Origin of the sequence: Meiothermus sp., assembly GCF_025056915.1 — a bacterium.
Classification (GTDB): domain Bacteria; phylum Deinococcota; class Deinococci; order Deinococcales; family Thermaceae; genus Meiothermus.
In genome coordinates this window covers 1-13,161 of record NZ_JANWVH010000081.1, presented here as the reverse complement: position 1 = coordinate 13,161, position 13,161 = coordinate 1, and the positions used below count along the sequence as shown (strand labels likewise).

Annotated in this window: 21 protein-coding genes; 18 read left to right on the top strand and 3 right to left on the bottom strand. The window is 61.7% G+C overall.

Annotation, left to right across the window (positions count from 1 at the left end; genetic code table 11):
- Positions 1 to 565 precede the first annotated feature (565 nt).
- From NZN28_RS11945 to NZN28_RS11925, 5 genes are all read left to right on the top strand, one after another.
- Positions 566 to 991 (top strand): hypothetical protein, encoded by a 426-nt coding sequence (locus NZN28_RS11945; RefSeq protein WP_295398482.1) that lies wholly within the window; start codon positions 566 to 568, stop codon positions 989 to 991.
- 2 nt (positions 992 to 993) lie between these two features.
- Positions 994 to 1,599, top strand: coding sequence for a M23 family metallopeptidase (locus tag NZN28_RS14660; protein WP_367275836.1), 606 nt, complete (start codon positions 994 to 996; stop codon positions 1,597 to 1,599).
- Between the two features lie 11 nt (positions 1,600 to 1,610).
- Positions 1,611 to 1,997: a hypothetical protein gene (locus tag NZN28_RS11935; RefSeq protein ID WP_295398477.1), complete on the top strand. Its 387-nt coding sequence runs from the start codon at positions 1,611 to 1,613 to the stop codon at positions 1,995 to 1,997.
- A complete protein-coding gene (locus NZN28_RS11930; protein WP_295398476.1) occupies positions 1,954 to 2,268 on the top strand; it encodes a hypothetical protein in 315 nt (104 codons plus the stop codon). Before NZN28_RS11935 ends, NZN28_RS11930 begins: the two co-directional genes overlap by 44 nt.
- Before the next feature lie 133 nt (positions 2,269 to 2,401).
- Complete coding sequence (locus NZN28_RS11925) at positions 2,402 to 2,554, top strand: hypothetical protein (RefSeq protein WP_295398474.1); 153 nt, start codon at positions 2,402 to 2,404, stop codon at positions 2,552 to 2,554.
- A gap of 265 nt (positions 2,555 to 2,819) precedes the next feature.
- Here NZN28_RS11925 and xerC read toward each other — a convergent pair whose 3' ends face one another.
- The 3 genes from xerC to NZN28_RS11910 all read right to left on the bottom strand — a co-directional run bounded on the left by xerC (position 2,820) and on the right by NZN28_RS11910 (position 6,460).
- Positions 2,820 to 4,001, bottom strand: coding sequence for a tyrosine recombinase XerC (gene xerC / locus NZN28_RS11920; RefSeq protein WP_295398472.1), 1,182 nt, complete (start codon positions 3,999 to 4,001; stop codon positions 2,820 to 2,822).
- A gap of 267 nt (positions 4,002 to 4,268) precedes the next feature.
- Positions 4,269 to 5,882, bottom strand: a complete 1,614-nt coding sequence (locus NZN28_RS11915; protein ID WP_295398470.1) for a DNA methyltransferase — start codon at positions 5,880 to 5,882, stop codon at positions 4,269 to 4,271.
- A complete protein-coding gene (locus NZN28_RS11910) occupies positions 5,882 to 6,460 on the bottom strand; it encodes a S24 family peptidase (protein ID WP_295398484.1) in 579 nt (192 codons plus the stop codon). The genes NZN28_RS11915 and NZN28_RS11910 overlap by 1 nt, the downstream gene beginning before the upstream one ends.
- Positions 6,461 to 6,628: 168 nt before the next feature.
- Between NZN28_RS11910 and NZN28_RS11905 the strand changes: the two genes are divergently transcribed.
- From NZN28_RS11905 to NZN28_RS11845, 13 genes are all read left to right on the top strand, one after another.
- Complete coding sequence (locus tag NZN28_RS11905; RefSeq protein WP_295398468.1) at positions 6,629 to 6,859, top strand: helix-turn-helix transcriptional regulator; 231 nt, start codon at positions 6,629 to 6,631, stop codon at positions 6,857 to 6,859.
- Positions 6,856 to 7,185, top strand: coding sequence for a hypothetical protein (locus NZN28_RS11900; RefSeq protein ID WP_295398466.1), 330 nt, complete (start codon positions 6,856 to 6,858; stop codon positions 7,183 to 7,185). Before NZN28_RS11905 ends, NZN28_RS11900 begins: the two co-directional genes overlap by 4 nt.
- Positions 7,186 to 7,225: 40 nt before the next feature.
- Positions 7,226 to 7,525, top strand: a complete 300-nt coding sequence (locus NZN28_RS11895; RefSeq protein ID WP_295398464.1) for a hypothetical protein — start codon at positions 7,226 to 7,228, stop codon at positions 7,523 to 7,525.
- Positions 7,518 to 7,724 carry a hypothetical protein gene (locus tag NZN28_RS11890; RefSeq protein WP_295398462.1) on the top strand — a complete coding sequence of 69 codons (207 nt, stop codon included), beginning with the start codon at positions 7,518 to 7,520 and terminating at the stop codon, positions 7,722 to 7,724. Before NZN28_RS11895 ends, NZN28_RS11890 begins: the two co-directional genes overlap by 8 nt.
- A 285-nt stretch (positions 7,725 to 8,009) precedes the next feature.
- On the top strand, positions 8,010 to 8,288 hold the full coding sequence (locus tag NZN28_RS11885) for a hypothetical protein (RefSeq protein WP_295398460.1): 279 nt from the start codon (positions 8,010 to 8,012) through the stop codon (positions 8,286 to 8,288).
- Positions 8,285 to 8,473: a hypothetical protein gene (locus tag NZN28_RS11880; protein ID WP_295398458.1), complete on the top strand. Its 189-nt coding sequence runs from the start codon at positions 8,285 to 8,287 to the stop codon at positions 8,471 to 8,473. Before NZN28_RS11885 ends, NZN28_RS11880 begins: the two co-directional genes overlap by 4 nt.
- On the top strand, positions 8,460 to 8,684 hold the full coding sequence (locus NZN28_RS11875; protein ID WP_295398455.1) for a hypothetical protein: 225 nt from the start codon (positions 8,460 to 8,462) through the stop codon (positions 8,682 to 8,684). Before NZN28_RS11880 ends, NZN28_RS11875 begins: the two co-directional genes overlap by 14 nt.
- Positions 8,681 to 8,920: a hypothetical protein gene (locus NZN28_RS11870; RefSeq protein WP_295398453.1), complete on the top strand. Its 240-nt coding sequence runs from the start codon at positions 8,681 to 8,683 to the stop codon at positions 8,918 to 8,920. The genes NZN28_RS11875 and NZN28_RS11870 overlap by 4 nt, the downstream gene beginning before the upstream one ends.
- Complete coding sequence (locus NZN28_RS11865) at positions 8,907 to 9,173, top strand: hypothetical protein (RefSeq protein ID WP_295398451.1); 267 nt, start codon at positions 8,907 to 8,909, stop codon at positions 9,171 to 9,173. Before NZN28_RS11870 ends, NZN28_RS11865 begins: the two co-directional genes overlap by 14 nt.
- Positions 9,174 to 9,249: 76 nt before the next feature.
- Complete coding sequence (locus NZN28_RS11860) at positions 9,250 to 9,813, top strand: hypothetical protein (RefSeq protein ID WP_295398450.1); 564 nt, start codon at positions 9,250 to 9,252, stop codon at positions 9,811 to 9,813.
- A 4-nt stretch (positions 9,814 to 9,817) separates the two neighbouring features.
- Positions 9,818 to 10,435, top strand: coding sequence for a hypothetical protein (locus tag NZN28_RS11855; RefSeq protein WP_295398440.1), 618 nt, complete (start codon positions 9,818 to 9,820; stop codon positions 10,433 to 10,435).
- Between the two features lie 47 nt (positions 10,436 to 10,482).
- Entirely contained in the window at positions 10,483 to 11,427 is a 945-nt protein-coding gene (locus tag NZN28_RS11850; protein WP_295398439.1) for a hypothetical protein, read from the top strand.
- Positions 11,396 to 13,015, top strand: a complete 1,620-nt coding sequence (locus NZN28_RS11845) for an ATP-dependent helicase (RefSeq protein WP_295398438.1) — start codon at positions 11,396 to 11,398, stop codon at positions 13,013 to 13,015. Before NZN28_RS11850 ends, NZN28_RS11845 begins: the two co-directional genes overlap by 32 nt.
- Positions 13,016 to 13,161: the final 146 nt, after the last annotated feature.

Below are 13,161 nucleotides of genomic sequence, written 5' to 3'. Positions count from 1 at the left end.
GCCCACCCTGTACCTGAGCCTGGAGGGCGCCCGGTCTGACACGCGCCACGACCCGGCGGTGCCCATGGTGAGGGTAGGCCGCAAACGGGCCGGGCGCGCCCTGGAAGGACGGCTCCACCAGGCCTACCCCATCACAGAACTCCTTTCGCGGATGCCCCGCATTTCAATGCGGGGAGGAAGCGGAAGCCGGGCGAAGCCCGGTGTAGCACATCCATCCGCTGATGTGCTACAATGCATTCATGCACGGTAACCCCACGCCTACCGTCTGTGACGGCCTTGCCACGGCGTACCGGGATAACAAGTGCATTGGCGTAGCGGCTGGACTGCTGCGCTATGGGCCGCCTGACACGGCCCGGCCCGATAAGGGTCAGGCTCCTTCCGTGGGGAAGGGGCTGGATGGAGTAAAGGTGTGGGTTTCGGCTCATGCAGACTCCAACCTTGAAAGTTCCGTGTAGGAACCCCTGTTCTTCAGAACGGGGAGGATGTCAGAGACTATGTTGTTCCGCTAGCACTCTCAGGCACAGCAGCTACCACTCTTGCCCTGACCGCTTCCAGGGTGTACTGGATGCCGTTTGTCTTGACTGCATCTTTGCGTATTACTTCAGTGGCCATCAACGTAACCACGGCTGGAGCTGGCACCGTTGCCATTGGTATCTATGCTGCAAACCTTTCCATGCAGCCAAGTAATCTGCTCTTTTCCACCGCGGGGTTGGATACCGGCACTACCGGCATAAAACAGGCCACAGGCTTGACCTGGAATCTGGCACCAGGGCTGTACTGGCTGGCTGTTGCCACTTCGGGAGCCCCCACCATCCGCGCAATCGCGTTGGCCGCCGCTCGCGCCCTGGCCCTTCCCTCGCTGGGGACTGCTAATACGGTCTACTGGTTTACATCCGGCTCAACCTTGCCCTCTAACGCTCCAACTACCGGATATTCCGCCATCAACGGCGCAGCAGTACCTGCTGTAGGTATGCAATACCAGTTCATTTGATTATGTTTTTCCATCCACTAGGTCATCCCAGATGGGCCCGCATAGATGCGGGCTTTTTAGATGCCGCTTACCTACGCCAGGTAGGGGCAGAGCATCCAGGCGTGGACTTGAATCGGGCCGGTACCTCGGGAGATGCGGATCTGGGTCATCCCATCCTCTGCCTGGCCCCCGGAGTGGTAGAGGAGGTGGCGGAAGACAACGTGTGGGGCCCGGTAGTTCTGATTCGGCACGATCAGGCAGTAGCGCGTGCAGCCGAACAACTGCTGGGCCGGGAGGTGCCTGCCCTGTGGTCCCAGTACGCCCATCTTCTCTGGCCGGTGGTAGAGCCGGGGCAACGGGTGCTGGGCGGCCAGGCCCTTGGCTCCATCGGCAAGGGTGGGCACCGGCGCTACCTGGCCCACCTGCACTTTGAGCTTCGCATTCGCCCGTTGCCGGCACTGTACTGGCCAGGCTTACGAAGGGAGGTGATACTGGCGAACTACATAAATCCAGCTCCGTTGCTGGCTAAAACAACACAAGAACACCGATATGTTTGGCAACAACTGGTGGTGAATCTTACTAAGCCTGATGCGCCGGCAATACGGCGAACTCAAACAGGCGAACTATAAGGGGAGTTAAGATGCAAAAACTTGCTATGTTCATGGCTGCTGTTATCTTTTCACTGGCGTTTGCTCAAGCGGAGAGCATCCCCACTGACCTTTCCCAGTGGTTTGCCTCTACTGCAGCGCTGGCTGCTGTAGTGGCGGCTCTAGTGGCCCTGCTGCGTAAGCACGTGCTCAAAGCACTTGATGGTTTGGCTGTTGTAGCAGTGTCTATTGCTTTGGGCGGAATTCTGGGCTATGTAGGAAAGCTAGCGGGTTATCTCGGCCCCGACTGGCTGATTTTTGGCCTCAGCGCTGGGGTAATGGCTTCTGGTGGAATCGATTTGGTACGCGGGATCACAGGGAGAGGCAGTGCGCCGAGTGGGAATACTGCTGCTGACGCTGACCGCGCTCGGTTGCGGTAACGCCTGGGCCGGGGGCCGTGCGGCCTGCCGCGCCGAGTTCGGCCTGAGCGCCCGCCTGGCCTGCTACGCCGAGCAGGTGGCGTGGAGTTGGTGGGGGGGGCTCGAGGTAGCGGTGGGCCTCGACCTGCGTTGGCCCGGCCCCCAACTCACGCCCTACAGCGTGCTGGCCTACTACGGGCCGGAGTGGTGGGCCGCGCTCGAGTTGGGGCGTAGTGTGGGCGGATTGGAAAGCTGGCGATGGGCGATGAACATAGGCTTTCGATGGCGCTAGCTTGAGGTTGGGAAAAACAATGGAGCCGGAAATGCAGCGGATTTACGAGCGCCTGGAGCGTCTCGAATCGAGTAGGGAGCGACACAATGCACTGCTTGACGAACACTCCAGGCGCTTGGAAACGCTTGAAGGATTGCCAGAGTCTCTGGCTGAGATTCACCATGCACTGGGGCGGCTCGAGGCCAAAATCGAGGCCCAACGCGCCCACAGCCAGTTGCTGCAAGCAGTCTTGTGGCTAATTGTCGGGGGGGTGCTGGCGGCGGGGTTCGAGTTGTTCAAGCGCTGAGCCCAATGTTGAGCCCACGTTATTGCACTTATTTGCTGTTATTTGCAACTTTAGCAAAGCAGGCAAACTTGAAGGCCTTGTGGTTTGAGACAGCATTTTGTAACCGGTTGTAGTTAAATGCAAATAATGTTTGGTCAGTCTTAAAATCCGTTGCCCGCAAGGGCGTGTGGGTTCGAGTCCCATTCCCGGCACCATGCAGGACACGCAAAAATCAACTTTGCCTGATTGAGCCCAAAATGCTTGGGCCCATGTTGAGCCCAAAAGGTCATCGGAGTACCTCCTCGAGGCTCAGCGCGGCCAGGCGTTGTTCTTCTTCTTCTGTTTCGTCATAGTGGCGCATCTGAACAACGGGGGAGTGGCCGGCCCGGCGGGCTGCAATGCGGGTAGGCAGGCCGGTCGACTTGGCCAGGCTGATGGCAGTCGAGCGAAGACGGTAAAGGTAGATAAACGGCACGCCGGCGGCCAGGCAGAACTTGCGCCAGGATTCCAGTAGTGTGCTTTCGCTTCTAGGGCCACCACGAACCGACGGAAACACCAGGTCTTCGTCTTTGAACGCGGGGCGTTTGCGCATGGCCTCTACCAGCTCGCGCTGACGCTCGAAAGCCGCTTTAGCATCTTCTCGGAACCAGACCCGGCGGCGGGAATCGCGGGTTTTGGGCGGCACCGCCACCGGCTTGCCTTTGACGTAGACAACGGCCCCGTTGACGTCCAGATAGCCCTCCTCGAGATTGACCCAAGCCCAGCGCAAACCCAGCATCTCTTCCCGGCGCAGCCAGGTGGATAAAGCGATGGTGATGTAGTTGTGCCAAAAGGGGTCATGTTCGCGTGCATATTCCAGGGCCTTGGCCGCCTCCTGCGCCGTCCAGCGGCGACGCTGCTCGGGCTCGGGGCGAGGGAGGGCCAGCGCCTGGGCGGGGTTGCGGTGGAGCAGCTCAAGGCGCACCGCCTCGTTCAGGGCCAGCTTGAGGTAGTACCAGGCCCGCCAAACGACCTTGGCCGTGGTCTGGCCGCGCAGGCGGCTCACCCAGCCCTGCACCGCCACCGGGGTGAGGGCTTGCAGCCTCAAATGGCTCAAGTGGGGCCTCACGTGGCGCTCGAACACGTCCTCATAGTCCTGCACCGTGCGCGCACCCCTACCGGCTGCCCGTTTGCTTTCTACGAACTCGTCGAGCCATTCACCCAGGGTGGCAGTAGAAGGCTCGAGCAGCGTCCCCTTGCGGTACAGGGTGCGGGTTTCCTCCACCCAGTCCCAGGCCGCCCGCTCCGCTTTCTTGGCCGTAGGGTAATCGCGCAGGTAGAAGCGCTTGACCAGGCGCTTAAGTTTTCCCTCCGGGGTATGGCCTACTGCAACCCGGGCCCGGTAACAAAAGCGGGTTGGTTCGTAGTCCACCGTTCCGGCGCCGGGTGAGTTGCGGCGGTTAGTCTGCTCAATAAATTTCTTCGGCAAGCTCTACCTCGGAAGACTCTTCTTCCACTGCCAGTCGTACCCGCTTACCAAATAAACCCAGAAGCTTGGATCGCAGTTCTACCTCGTAGTTGAAATCTACCGTTTTACCCGAGTAGTCTTGGGGTTTTAGCATAAGCTCCCGCAGGTGGGCGTCTCCATCTAGTTTGATGACATCCAGGAGCCCTTCAAAAACCTGAAGCGTCTTCTTCTTGGCTCGCTGGTTTCAATCCTCACTCGAGCTTTCGCCCGAGTGCCCGAAGGTTTCTCTCAAAACAGCGGCATCTGGCCCTGCTTTTTCTGAGGCACCGGCTTGCTTACCAGGCTCACGTTCTGGTGGCCCTGGGGGTACTGGGGGCGGGTTCCAGCCAACAGTTCCTCCACGGTGAGCACCTGGAGCACAGGGAAGCTCTGCGTGCCCCACCTGTACACCCCTGCTTTAGCAGCTTCCTGCTTCATGGGCTGGGTGGGCGAGGCCAGGGTTACCAGGATGCCGCCTCGAGCTTTCTCTCGCTCCACCACTCCCCGCAAGTCCCGAACCGCACTCACATTGACGTTTTTCCCTCCCTTCACCTGCACGATGAGCTTCTCCACCTTGGCTCCGGTGTTCAGGAAGATGGCCCCATCAATCCCGGTGTCAGCGCCCTTCTTGCCTTTACGGGGGTCGCCGTAGGGCTGTCCGCCCAGCAAACCCACGGCCCAAAGCTGGAACTGGTGAGGGTCTTTCTCGAACAGGAACTGGGCGCTCGAGAGGTCTTGAGGGGTGCCCTCGACCTGGTAATCTTTGCCCGCGTCCAGGTCATAGTCTCGTTTCAGCCGGTTCTGAATCAGGGCAATGGCCAAGTGGGTGACATCAATGCCGATCCAGGCGCGCCCCAGCTCCTCGGCGGCGGCCAGGGCGGTACCGCAGCCGCAGAAAGGGTCGAGCACCACGTCTTCGGGGTTGGAGCTAGCCTCGAGGATGCGCTTGAGCAGGGCGGTGGGTTTCTGGGTAGGGTAGCCCAGGCGTTCTTTGGCCTGGGAGTTTATCGGAGGGATATCGGTAATCGTGTCCTGGATGGAAACCCCTGGCAGTTCGTCCAGGTAGCGTTTGAGCCGGATGCCGATGGTATTCCCGGCCTTGTCCTGGGTGAAGTGAAGCCGCCCTTCCTCGTGCAGCTTCTGCATGGTGGTCAGAGGCACCCTCCAGAGGGAGCGAACCCCTTCGTATTCGTAGTCGTAGCCGCCGCCCGTGAGGCCCTTGGCGGTTAGGTCACCATCCGTCCAGCGTCGCCCGTCGGGGTCTTGCCTGCGGAAGCGGGTCAGGTAGTCCTCTTCGTGGGGGAGGTAAACCGGGTTCCAGGTGTAGGTCTCACCCTTGCTGTAGAACAGCAGAACATCATGCACCCTTCCCCACTTGCGCGGGTCGTTGTGGGCGCTGGTACGCTTCCAGATCACCTCGTTGCGGAAGTTGCCCGGGCCAAAAATCTGATCCAGGATGACCTTCAGATAGTGGCTGGCCGTGGGGTCACAGTGCAGGTAAAGGCTTCCGGTGGGTTTGAGCACCCGGTGAAGCTCCAGCAAGCGTACCGCCATCATCACCAGGTAGGCTGAAAGGTCGTTCTTGCCCAGAATCCGCACCAGGTAGTCCAGAAACTCCCCCAGGTTTCCATGCCGCTCCACCACCTCGCGCAGGGTGGCCTCGCTTTCGTACCCCCAGTGCCAGGTATCCTCGAAGGCGGTGATCTGAGCGCCCGGCCCTTTGCCCGCGTGCTCTTTGAAAATGACGTTGTAATCGGCTTTGGAGTTGAAGGGAGGATCCAGGTAAACGAGGTCTACGGATTCGTCGGGGATGTGCTCTCGGAGGATTTTGAGGTTATCCCCGAAGTAGAGGGTTCTGTTCATTACCTCACCGGCCTCCACATCCCCAGGGCTACTCCGTAAACCCGGTCGTATTCTCCCAGCAACATAGGGGGATACGCTGGATTGTCCGAATACAGCATGACCTGTGAACCCACCATTTGCAGTCGTTTGATAATGAGCCCATCGCCGTGCTGGTGCACCGCAACCACCCGGCCCGACTCGGGCTGGCCCTGGGTCCAACAAACCACCACGTCGCCATTCAGATAGGTGGGGCTCATGCTGTCGCCCTGAATCCGTACCGCGAACAGCTCGCTCTCAGGTTTGCCGCGTAGCTCGGGTAGGTCGAGGATGACAAACTCCCCTCCCTCGTTCCACACTGGCAACCCAGCACCGGCGTCCACTATAGGGATACGATACCGCCGAACTGGGAGAGCATCGACAGGGCGGGAAAGGCTGGGAATCTCCAGGCCTGTTTCTTTTGCGAACTGCTCAGGCGTCCACTGGAGGGCGCGAAGAAGGCGCTCGAGGGTTGTGGGTTCTTTTGCCCAGATGTACCTGATAGAACTTTCTGGGTTTGTTAAGACTTGCGTAGCCAACCAAGAGGCACTTTTGCCTGCCATGCGAGAAAGCTTAGGTTGGGATAATCCCAGTTCCTTGATACGTTTTCTGATAGCCGCCGCCGCCCGGTCTTCTACCAAGACCATACCCCCTCCATTTGCTGTTAGTGTAGCTGACATGCTGTCAGAAGTGTTGACTATTTGCACGGGGTATGTCAGTATTATTGATAGATGAGCAGTTTAGGCAGGCTTATTAGAAAAACGCGACGAGCACGAGATTTAACCCAAAGCCAGGTAGCTGAAATGGCTGGAGTCTCCCGTTCGCTGGTCGCTGTAATCGAGACAGGCTTGGGGGAACCCAGCCTCTCGACATTGAAAAAGATTGCTCAAGTGCTGGATATTTCAATGTCTGAACTATCAGCAGCACTGCTGACTGACACCAAACAGGAGGCCACCCCATGACCCTCGAGGACACCTTCCGCACCCTGATCCGGGAGGAGATGGCGTCGCACCCGGTCACGGTGCGTCAGGAGAACCCGCGCAACCCTTTCTACTCCCTCGAGCAACTCTCCACGTTCTGCCCCGACATCAGCGTGGACACCTGGCAGTACGTGGCGCGCAACCACCCCTCGTATTTCACCTGGGTGGGGCGGGTAGCGGTAATCAGCGCCAAGAACCTGGAGCGGCTCCTGGAGGACTTCGCAGGTGACCGCATCAGCACCAGCCGCACGGCCATTCGGCCCAGGCGTTCAACACGGGCTCAACGGGAGGGCGTAGCCACCCGATGAAAAGCCAACCCCCCGGATGGGCCGGGGGGAGGAGGTCTTTATGGTCAAGAACAGTATAGCACAAGACCCAAAGGTAGCCCTGCACCAGGGGCAGGTCGAACGGATGCGCCAAATGCGCAGCCAGTACACGCCGGGCACCCCTGAATGGCAGGAGGCAGACGACGCGCTGTTCGAGGCCCGCTGCGCGCTTCGTGTTGCGCAGCGGGCGCTTCGTATGGCGGGCCGCCGGTGGCGCTGCATCGAGTGCGGCGAGGAGTACGGGCCTGATTGGGTGGCGAGCTGGGGCCTGGTCTGCCACGCCGAGTGCGGGTACGAGCTGGTGGAGGTGAAACATGGCTAAGTGCGTAATCATTGCTGGCCGCATCCAGCGCCTCAGCGACCAGGCCGCCGCGTTGCTGGTGCAGCGCGGGGAGGCTCGGTATGCCGCGAAGTCGGCGTGGAAAGCACAACAGCAAGATGAGCGCGAGGATTTTGCGCTGGAAACGCTGCAACGGCTCATTCGCGAGGCCCACGGGCTGCCGGGGGTGGGGCATGAATAGGCCCCACCCCGCTTTGCTTGGGGGCCTGCTGCTCCTGGCCTGGCTGGTGGCTAGCTGCTACGTCAGCCAGCCACAGCCCAGGGTCATTGAGGTTCCGGCGGCTATCCGCTCTGAGGGCGGCCATGGGTTCTATCTCCGGCCCATGCCCCACAAGGAGCCAGCAGTGTTGAGGAGGGTTCGATGAGCGTTTTAGTTTGCCCTGAATGCTACGGGAATGGATACATCACCCAATTTGGGGGCACTCGTTTTTTTGTCCAGGCTGGCTGTTTTCCTGACGCCCGCGATGTGCGCTGCCCTTGGTGCGGCGGCGAGGGGCGCATCGCTGCGGAGGAAGCAGGCATCGAGTGCAACTACGAGCTCGAGGCCCTCGCCATTCGCGAGTGGCGCGAGGCCAACCCGGATGGGCTGGTGGGCCGTTTGGTGGAGCTGTACCGGCGCGATCCTCGGCGGGCATTGCTGTTGGCTCGCTATATCGAGCGCTACTACGCCAATAGCAGCCTGCCCGGCCAGCCCTGGCCGTACCAGTGGCTGGCAGCGGATGTGGCCAGTTGGAGGATTGCATGATTCCGCGTGCAATCGTCTGCCTGCTCCTCTTCGGCGCGGCATTGTTTCTGCCCGCCACGCTGGTAGCTGCAGGCCACGGTAACTGGCTGATGGCGGCGGCGCATGGGTTCATGTTCGCCATGCTGCTGAGCGCTGCGGTGGTCTACTCGGCCCTGGTGGTTGGAGGCGAGCATGACCGCCCGTGAGCAGATGATTCGCCGGTTGCTCCAGGCCTCGAGCCTCTTCGCCCAGGCCCGGCTGGTAGCCACCACGCCGGGTGGCAACCTGGCGGAAGTGCGCCGGCTGATAAACCTGATTCGATACGAGCTGGATCAGGCGGAAGAGCACGCTGCAGTTGTGATGACATCGGAGCTCCTCCGGCCTGAAATCGAGCGGATTCTCCGAGAGGAGCCATGAAAACTGTGTTGCAGACGCCAGAGGATGTCGCTCGAGCGGTTCGCAAACACCCGCGCATGGAGTTCGACCTGCGCAACACCCGCAAGGAAACCGTTCGGCTCTACGCTCAACCATCGGGCAGCCTGGTGGTTTGGCGGCCCCACCACACCCGGCCCATGTTGGGGCTCATCAACCTTTCCGAGGTCGAGCTGGGGCCGGGGCCGTATGAGCTGGAGGTTGCTCATGACCCGATCTGACTTCAAACAACTGCCTGACCTCGAGTGCACGCTCGACGAGCAAATCAAAGAAGTGGCCTACGAGCTGGCCATGCGGGAAAACGCCTACCCGCACTTCATCAAGCAGGGCCGACTCAAACCCCAGGACGCCCAGCGCCACTATCAGGTGCTGAAAGCCGTTTTGAGGACGCTACAAGCAGTTAAGCGCGAACAGGAAAGCCCGGATCCGCTGGGTGAAGCGCTCAATAGCGGGCGGGGGGTCTACATCCCCTGACGGCTTTGCCGGGTTGGGCCATTGATCAACCCGGCACCAGGGCTGGAAGCCCAAAACACGACCAAGGAGGTCAAATATGGGAATCTTCAAAGGAATCAAGCCGCAGGAGCACACAGAGTTCATGCTGAGGGAGCCGGGCACCTATGAGTTTAGCCTGGTTGAAATCCAGGCCGGGCGGATCAACAGCAAGTTTGCCGATGAGCCCAAGCCGACCCTCCGCTTCATTTTCGAAGATGATGAGGGCCGCCTGTCTGCATTGGTAAACCTCCCGTCGGTAAGCCGCCTCCCCAGCGGCGAGTACGGCCTGGCCTGGAACGAGAAGAGCAAGTTTTGGTCGGTGGTGGGGGCGCTGTGGGGCCGGGTGATTGGCCCCGAGGACGCTTTGCTGCTGGACATGGACATCCCCACGGTGGCCAGCACGGAAGACCTGGCAAAGCTGCCCCTGTTCTTCGTCGAGGGTTCGGAGCCGGTGAAAGGGATCAAAATCCGCATGGGCGAGGATGAGGTGAGCGCTCCGGGGCGTTCGGTACTGCTCACCCTGACGAAAAAGCAGGGTCAGGAGCGAGAGGTGAACGTCATCACCGGCTACGCACCCATCCCACGCAAGAAAGCCAAACCGGTAGCAGCGACGCCCTGGTGACCTTATGGCCCACCGCGCACTTTTTGACAACCCCCCCAATGAGTGGCGCTGGCACAGCTTCTCGCCGGAAGCGGTGCGGTGGGCCCGGCTGGCCCTGGAGATGGAGGGCTACGAGGTGCAGTCCTCGGCAGACCTGCTCGAGCACGGGGCCCTGCTGGCCGCCTGGCACCCCCAGCGCCAGCAGGGTTACCTGCTCAGCCCTTCTGAGGTACATCTAGTGGCCCGCTATGGCCCGGAGTACCTCCGGGGTGGGTTGGTTGGCTACGTCAAAAGCCATAGCCATCAGGACGACCCCGGTCACCGCATCCGACGCTATGCCGAGGCCGCCCTGGCCCGGATCGTGGCCGGATTCCAGGCTGAGGCCAGAGAGGGCAACCGCAACAACGCCCTCAACCGCATGGCCTACCAACTGGGGCGCTTGGTGGGCGGGGAGATCATCAGCGAGGGAGAGGCCCGCGAGCTGGTGCTGGGGCAGGCCCAGACGGTAGGGGTCGGGGGCAAGGAGGCTGAGCGCACACTGCGCTCGGGCCTCGAGGCCGGCAAGCGTAAACCGGCCTCCAAGCCTGAGCAGGCACTGGGGCTCAAGCCCAGGAAGGGGGTGGTGCCGCCGTGGGCGAAGTGAACATGGCCCCGCCAGAGCGCTTGCCCAGGGAGGAGGCCCTGAGTCGTTTGCGAGAGTGGATCCCCGGGGTGGAGCGGGTACTACGGGTTCTTTCCACCCCCGTGCACTACGCCATGGTGGTGGAAGGCCGACGGGTGGAGCTAGGCCCGGTGGACACTCTCCTCTCCCAGCGCCGCTTCCGGGCCAAAGTGGTGGAAAGCCTGAACGTGCTTCCCCGCTGGCTGGACCAGCGCTACTGGGACAGCATGGCCCAGGCGGTGCTGGACGCCGCTGAGGAGGTGGAAGCCCCCGAGGCGGAGGAGCTGGATCTCCTGCGGGCGTGGCTGGAGGCGTACCTGGAGGAACGTTCCCCCGCCCAGGCGTCCGATCCGCAAAACTACGAAGCCCACTTGCGCCTGGAGCTTCCGGTGATCACCCCCGATGGGGAGGTGGCGGTGAACGCCGTGAACATGGCCACCTGGATTGGCGACAGCCGGGGGGCCAAAATCCAGCCCCGGGCTCTGGCCCTCCTCCTCCGCCGCTACGGCGCTGAAGCTCGGAAGCTCCAGGTCTGGAAGGAGGGAAGAAACCGCACCAAGCGGTACTGGCTCATCCCCAGCACCCTCTTGCCTGAGTGGGCCCGGGGGCTGGGTGAGGAACTTGAACCCAGTCAAAATCCTAGTCACATAGTCGGATGGCCTGAACAAGTGACTAGAGGGTTTAGCCCCGTCGAGGACGCAAAAAATGAGGGGTCTAGTCACATAGTCGGAGAAAAAATCGCCCCCACTCCATCGCAAGTATCTGACTATGTGACTAGACCTCAAGAAAACTCCGTCCAGGACGGCGATAACAGTCTAGTCACATGGACAAAATCATCTGACTATGTGACTAGACTTGATGAACCCAAACACACTTCTGAGAGCGAAACTCAGGAAAAGCCTTCAAAGGGAGAGATTGATTTCACAAAGAAGGAGGTGGGGAATGGCAAAGTCCGCCTTGTCCTCGAGCCCTAGCCTGCGGGTTTACGGACCTCCAGGGACGGGGAAGACCACCTGGTTGGCCCAGGAGATCCAGGCCCTGCTGGAAGAAGGCGTGCCCGGGGAGGACATCGCCGTCTGCTCCTTCTCCCGGGCGGCGTTCCGGGAGTTTGCCGGGAGGCTTGGGGGCAGGATCCCCGAGGAGAACCTGGGCACCATCCACTCCCTGGCCTACCGGGCCATCGGGAGGCCTCCTCTGGCCACAGCCGCAGAGCCCCTGAAGGACTGGGACGCCCGCGTCCCAGATGCCTGGCGAATCACTCCCCGAATAAAAGGAGGGGTGGATCTCCTGGACGCGATGGACCCCTACGAAGACGAGGACAACCGCCCTTATGGGGATCGGCTTTACGACCAGTTGGTCTACCTGCGGAACACCCTTACCCCCATGCAGGAGTGGACGGAGGAGCAGGTGCGGCTCTACGAGGCCTGGAAGTCCTGGATGTACGCCCAGGGGGTGGTGGACTTCCCCGGCATGCTGGAGGCCGCCCTGGTTCAGCCGGGCGGCCTGGGGGTGCGCTTCCTCCTGGTGGACGAGGCCCAGGACCTCACTCCTCTTCAGCTTCGCCTGGTCCTCAAGTGGGCTCAGGGGGCCCGCTACGCCCTTATCGGAGACGACGACCAGAGCATTTATGCCTTTATGGGAGCGGACGACTCCTCCTTCCTCTCCGTGCCCGTGGCGGGGGAGCTGGTCCTCTCCCAGTCCTACCGGGTGCCTGCCCAGGTGCAGGCCTTGGCCCAGGCGGTGATCCGCCGGGTGGGCCGCCGGGCGGAGAAGGAGTACGCCCCCCGGGAGGAGGAGGGCGCGGTGGTGCGCCTACCTGTGGAACCCAGGCGGCCCGCTCCTGCGGTAGAAGACGCCCTGGAGTGGGTGCGGGCTGGGGAAAGCGTCCTCTTCCTGGCCACCGCGAAGTACCTGTTGGACCCGCTGAAGGAGCAATGCCTCCTCCGGGGGGAGCCCTACGGCAACCCCTACGCCCCCAACCGGCACAGCCTCAACCTCTTCCCCAGCGGGGCCAAGGGGGCGTGGGAGAAGGCCCGGGCATTCCTCTTCCCCCATCGGGTGGGGGCGGATCTCAAGGCCTGGACCCCCTACGTGCAGGCGGGGATTTTCGCTGTGAAGGCGGTGGACGCCCGAAAAGCCATCGAGGCCCTGCCCGACCACGAGCGCCTGGACGACCGCCACCCCATCTGGGCGGTCTTTGCCCCAGGCCACCGGGAGCACGCCATCGGGCGCAACCCGTCCTGGCTCCTGGACCACCTCCTGGGCAAGGCGCCCAAGGGGTTCAGGCAAGCCCTCGCCGTGGCCCTGCGGAACCCGGAGGCGGTTCTAAAGGGGGAGGCCAGGGTTTGGCTTGGAACCATTCACAGCGTCAAGGGCGGGCAGGCGGACTGGGTCTATCTTTGGCCGGGCTACACCCGCAAGGCGGCCAGGGAGCACCCGGACACCCTGCACCGCCTCTTCTACGTGGGGCTCACCCGGGCCAGGAAGGGCGTGGTGCTTATGGCTCAGGGGGAGGCCCCTCATGCCTACGTGTGGCCGGAAAGGAGGAGGGTTTACATATGACGGCGCTGGAGCTTTTACAGGCGGCCAAAATGGCCGGGGTGCAGCTGGTGGAAGAGGAGGGGCGGCTTAGCCTCGAGGGTGCTGAGGAAAACATCGAGGCTTTCATGGCCCGCTACGGGGAGATCCTCAAGGCCCGGCGGAAGGAG

Excerpts from the sequence above, each read along its gene's own strand:
- NZN28_RS11945 (WP_295398482.1), top strand. The coding sequence starts at position 566 with ATGCCGTTTGTCTTGACTGCATCTTTGCGTATTACTTCAGTGGCCATC.
- NZN28_RS14660 (WP_367275836.1), top strand. The coding sequence starts at position 994 with ATGTTTTTCCATCCACTAGGTCATCCCAGATGGGCCCGCATAGATGCG.
- NZN28_RS11935 (WP_295398477.1), top strand. The coding sequence starts at position 1,611 with ATGCAAAAACTTGCTATGTTCATGGCTGCTGTTATCTTTTCACTGGCG.
- NZN28_RS11915 (WP_295398470.1), bottom strand. The coding sequence starts at position 5,882 with ATGAACAGAACCCTCTACTTCGGGGATAACCTCAAAATCCTCCGAGAG.
- NZN28_RS11910 (WP_295398484.1), bottom strand. The coding sequence starts at position 6,460 with ATGGCAGGCAAAAGTGCCTCTTGGTTGGCTACGCAAGTCTTAACAAAC.
- NZN28_RS11905 (WP_295398468.1), top strand. The coding sequence starts at position 6,629 with ATGAGCAGTTTAGGCAGGCTTATTAGAAAAACGCGACGAGCACGAGAT.
- NZN28_RS11900 (WP_295398466.1), top strand. The coding sequence starts at position 6,856 with ATGACCCTCGAGGACACCTTCCGCACCCTGATCCGGGAGGAGATGGCG.
- NZN28_RS11895 (WP_295398464.1), top strand. The coding sequence starts at position 7,226 with ATGGTCAAGAACAGTATAGCACAAGACCCAAAGGTAGCCCTGCACCAG.
- NZN28_RS11890 (WP_295398462.1), top strand. The coding sequence starts at position 7,518 with ATGGCTAAGTGCGTAATCATTGCTGGCCGCATCCAGCGCCTCAGCGAC.
- NZN28_RS11880 (WP_295398458.1), top strand. The coding sequence starts at position 8,285 with ATGATTCCGCGTGCAATCGTCTGCCTGCTCCTCTTCGGCGCGGCATTG.
- NZN28_RS11875 (WP_295398455.1), top strand. The coding sequence starts at position 8,460 with ATGACCGCCCGTGAGCAGATGATTCGCCGGTTGCTCCAGGCCTCGAGC.
- NZN28_RS11870 (WP_295398453.1), top strand. The coding sequence starts at position 8,681 with ATGAAAACTGTGTTGCAGACGCCAGAGGATGTCGCTCGAGCGGTTCGC.
- NZN28_RS11865 (WP_295398451.1), top strand. The coding sequence starts at position 8,907 with ATGACCCGATCTGACTTCAAACAACTGCCTGACCTCGAGTGCACGCTC.
- NZN28_RS11860 (WP_295398450.1), top strand. The coding sequence starts at position 9,250 with ATGGGAATCTTCAAAGGAATCAAGCCGCAGGAGCACACAGAGTTCATG.
- NZN28_RS11855 (WP_295398440.1), top strand. The coding sequence starts at position 9,818 with ATGGCCCACCGCGCACTTTTTGACAACCCCCCCAATGAGTGGCGCTGG.
- NZN28_RS11845 (WP_295398438.1), top strand. The coding sequence starts at position 11,396 with ATGGCAAAGTCCGCCTTGTCCTCGAGCCCTAGCCTGCGGGTTTACGGA.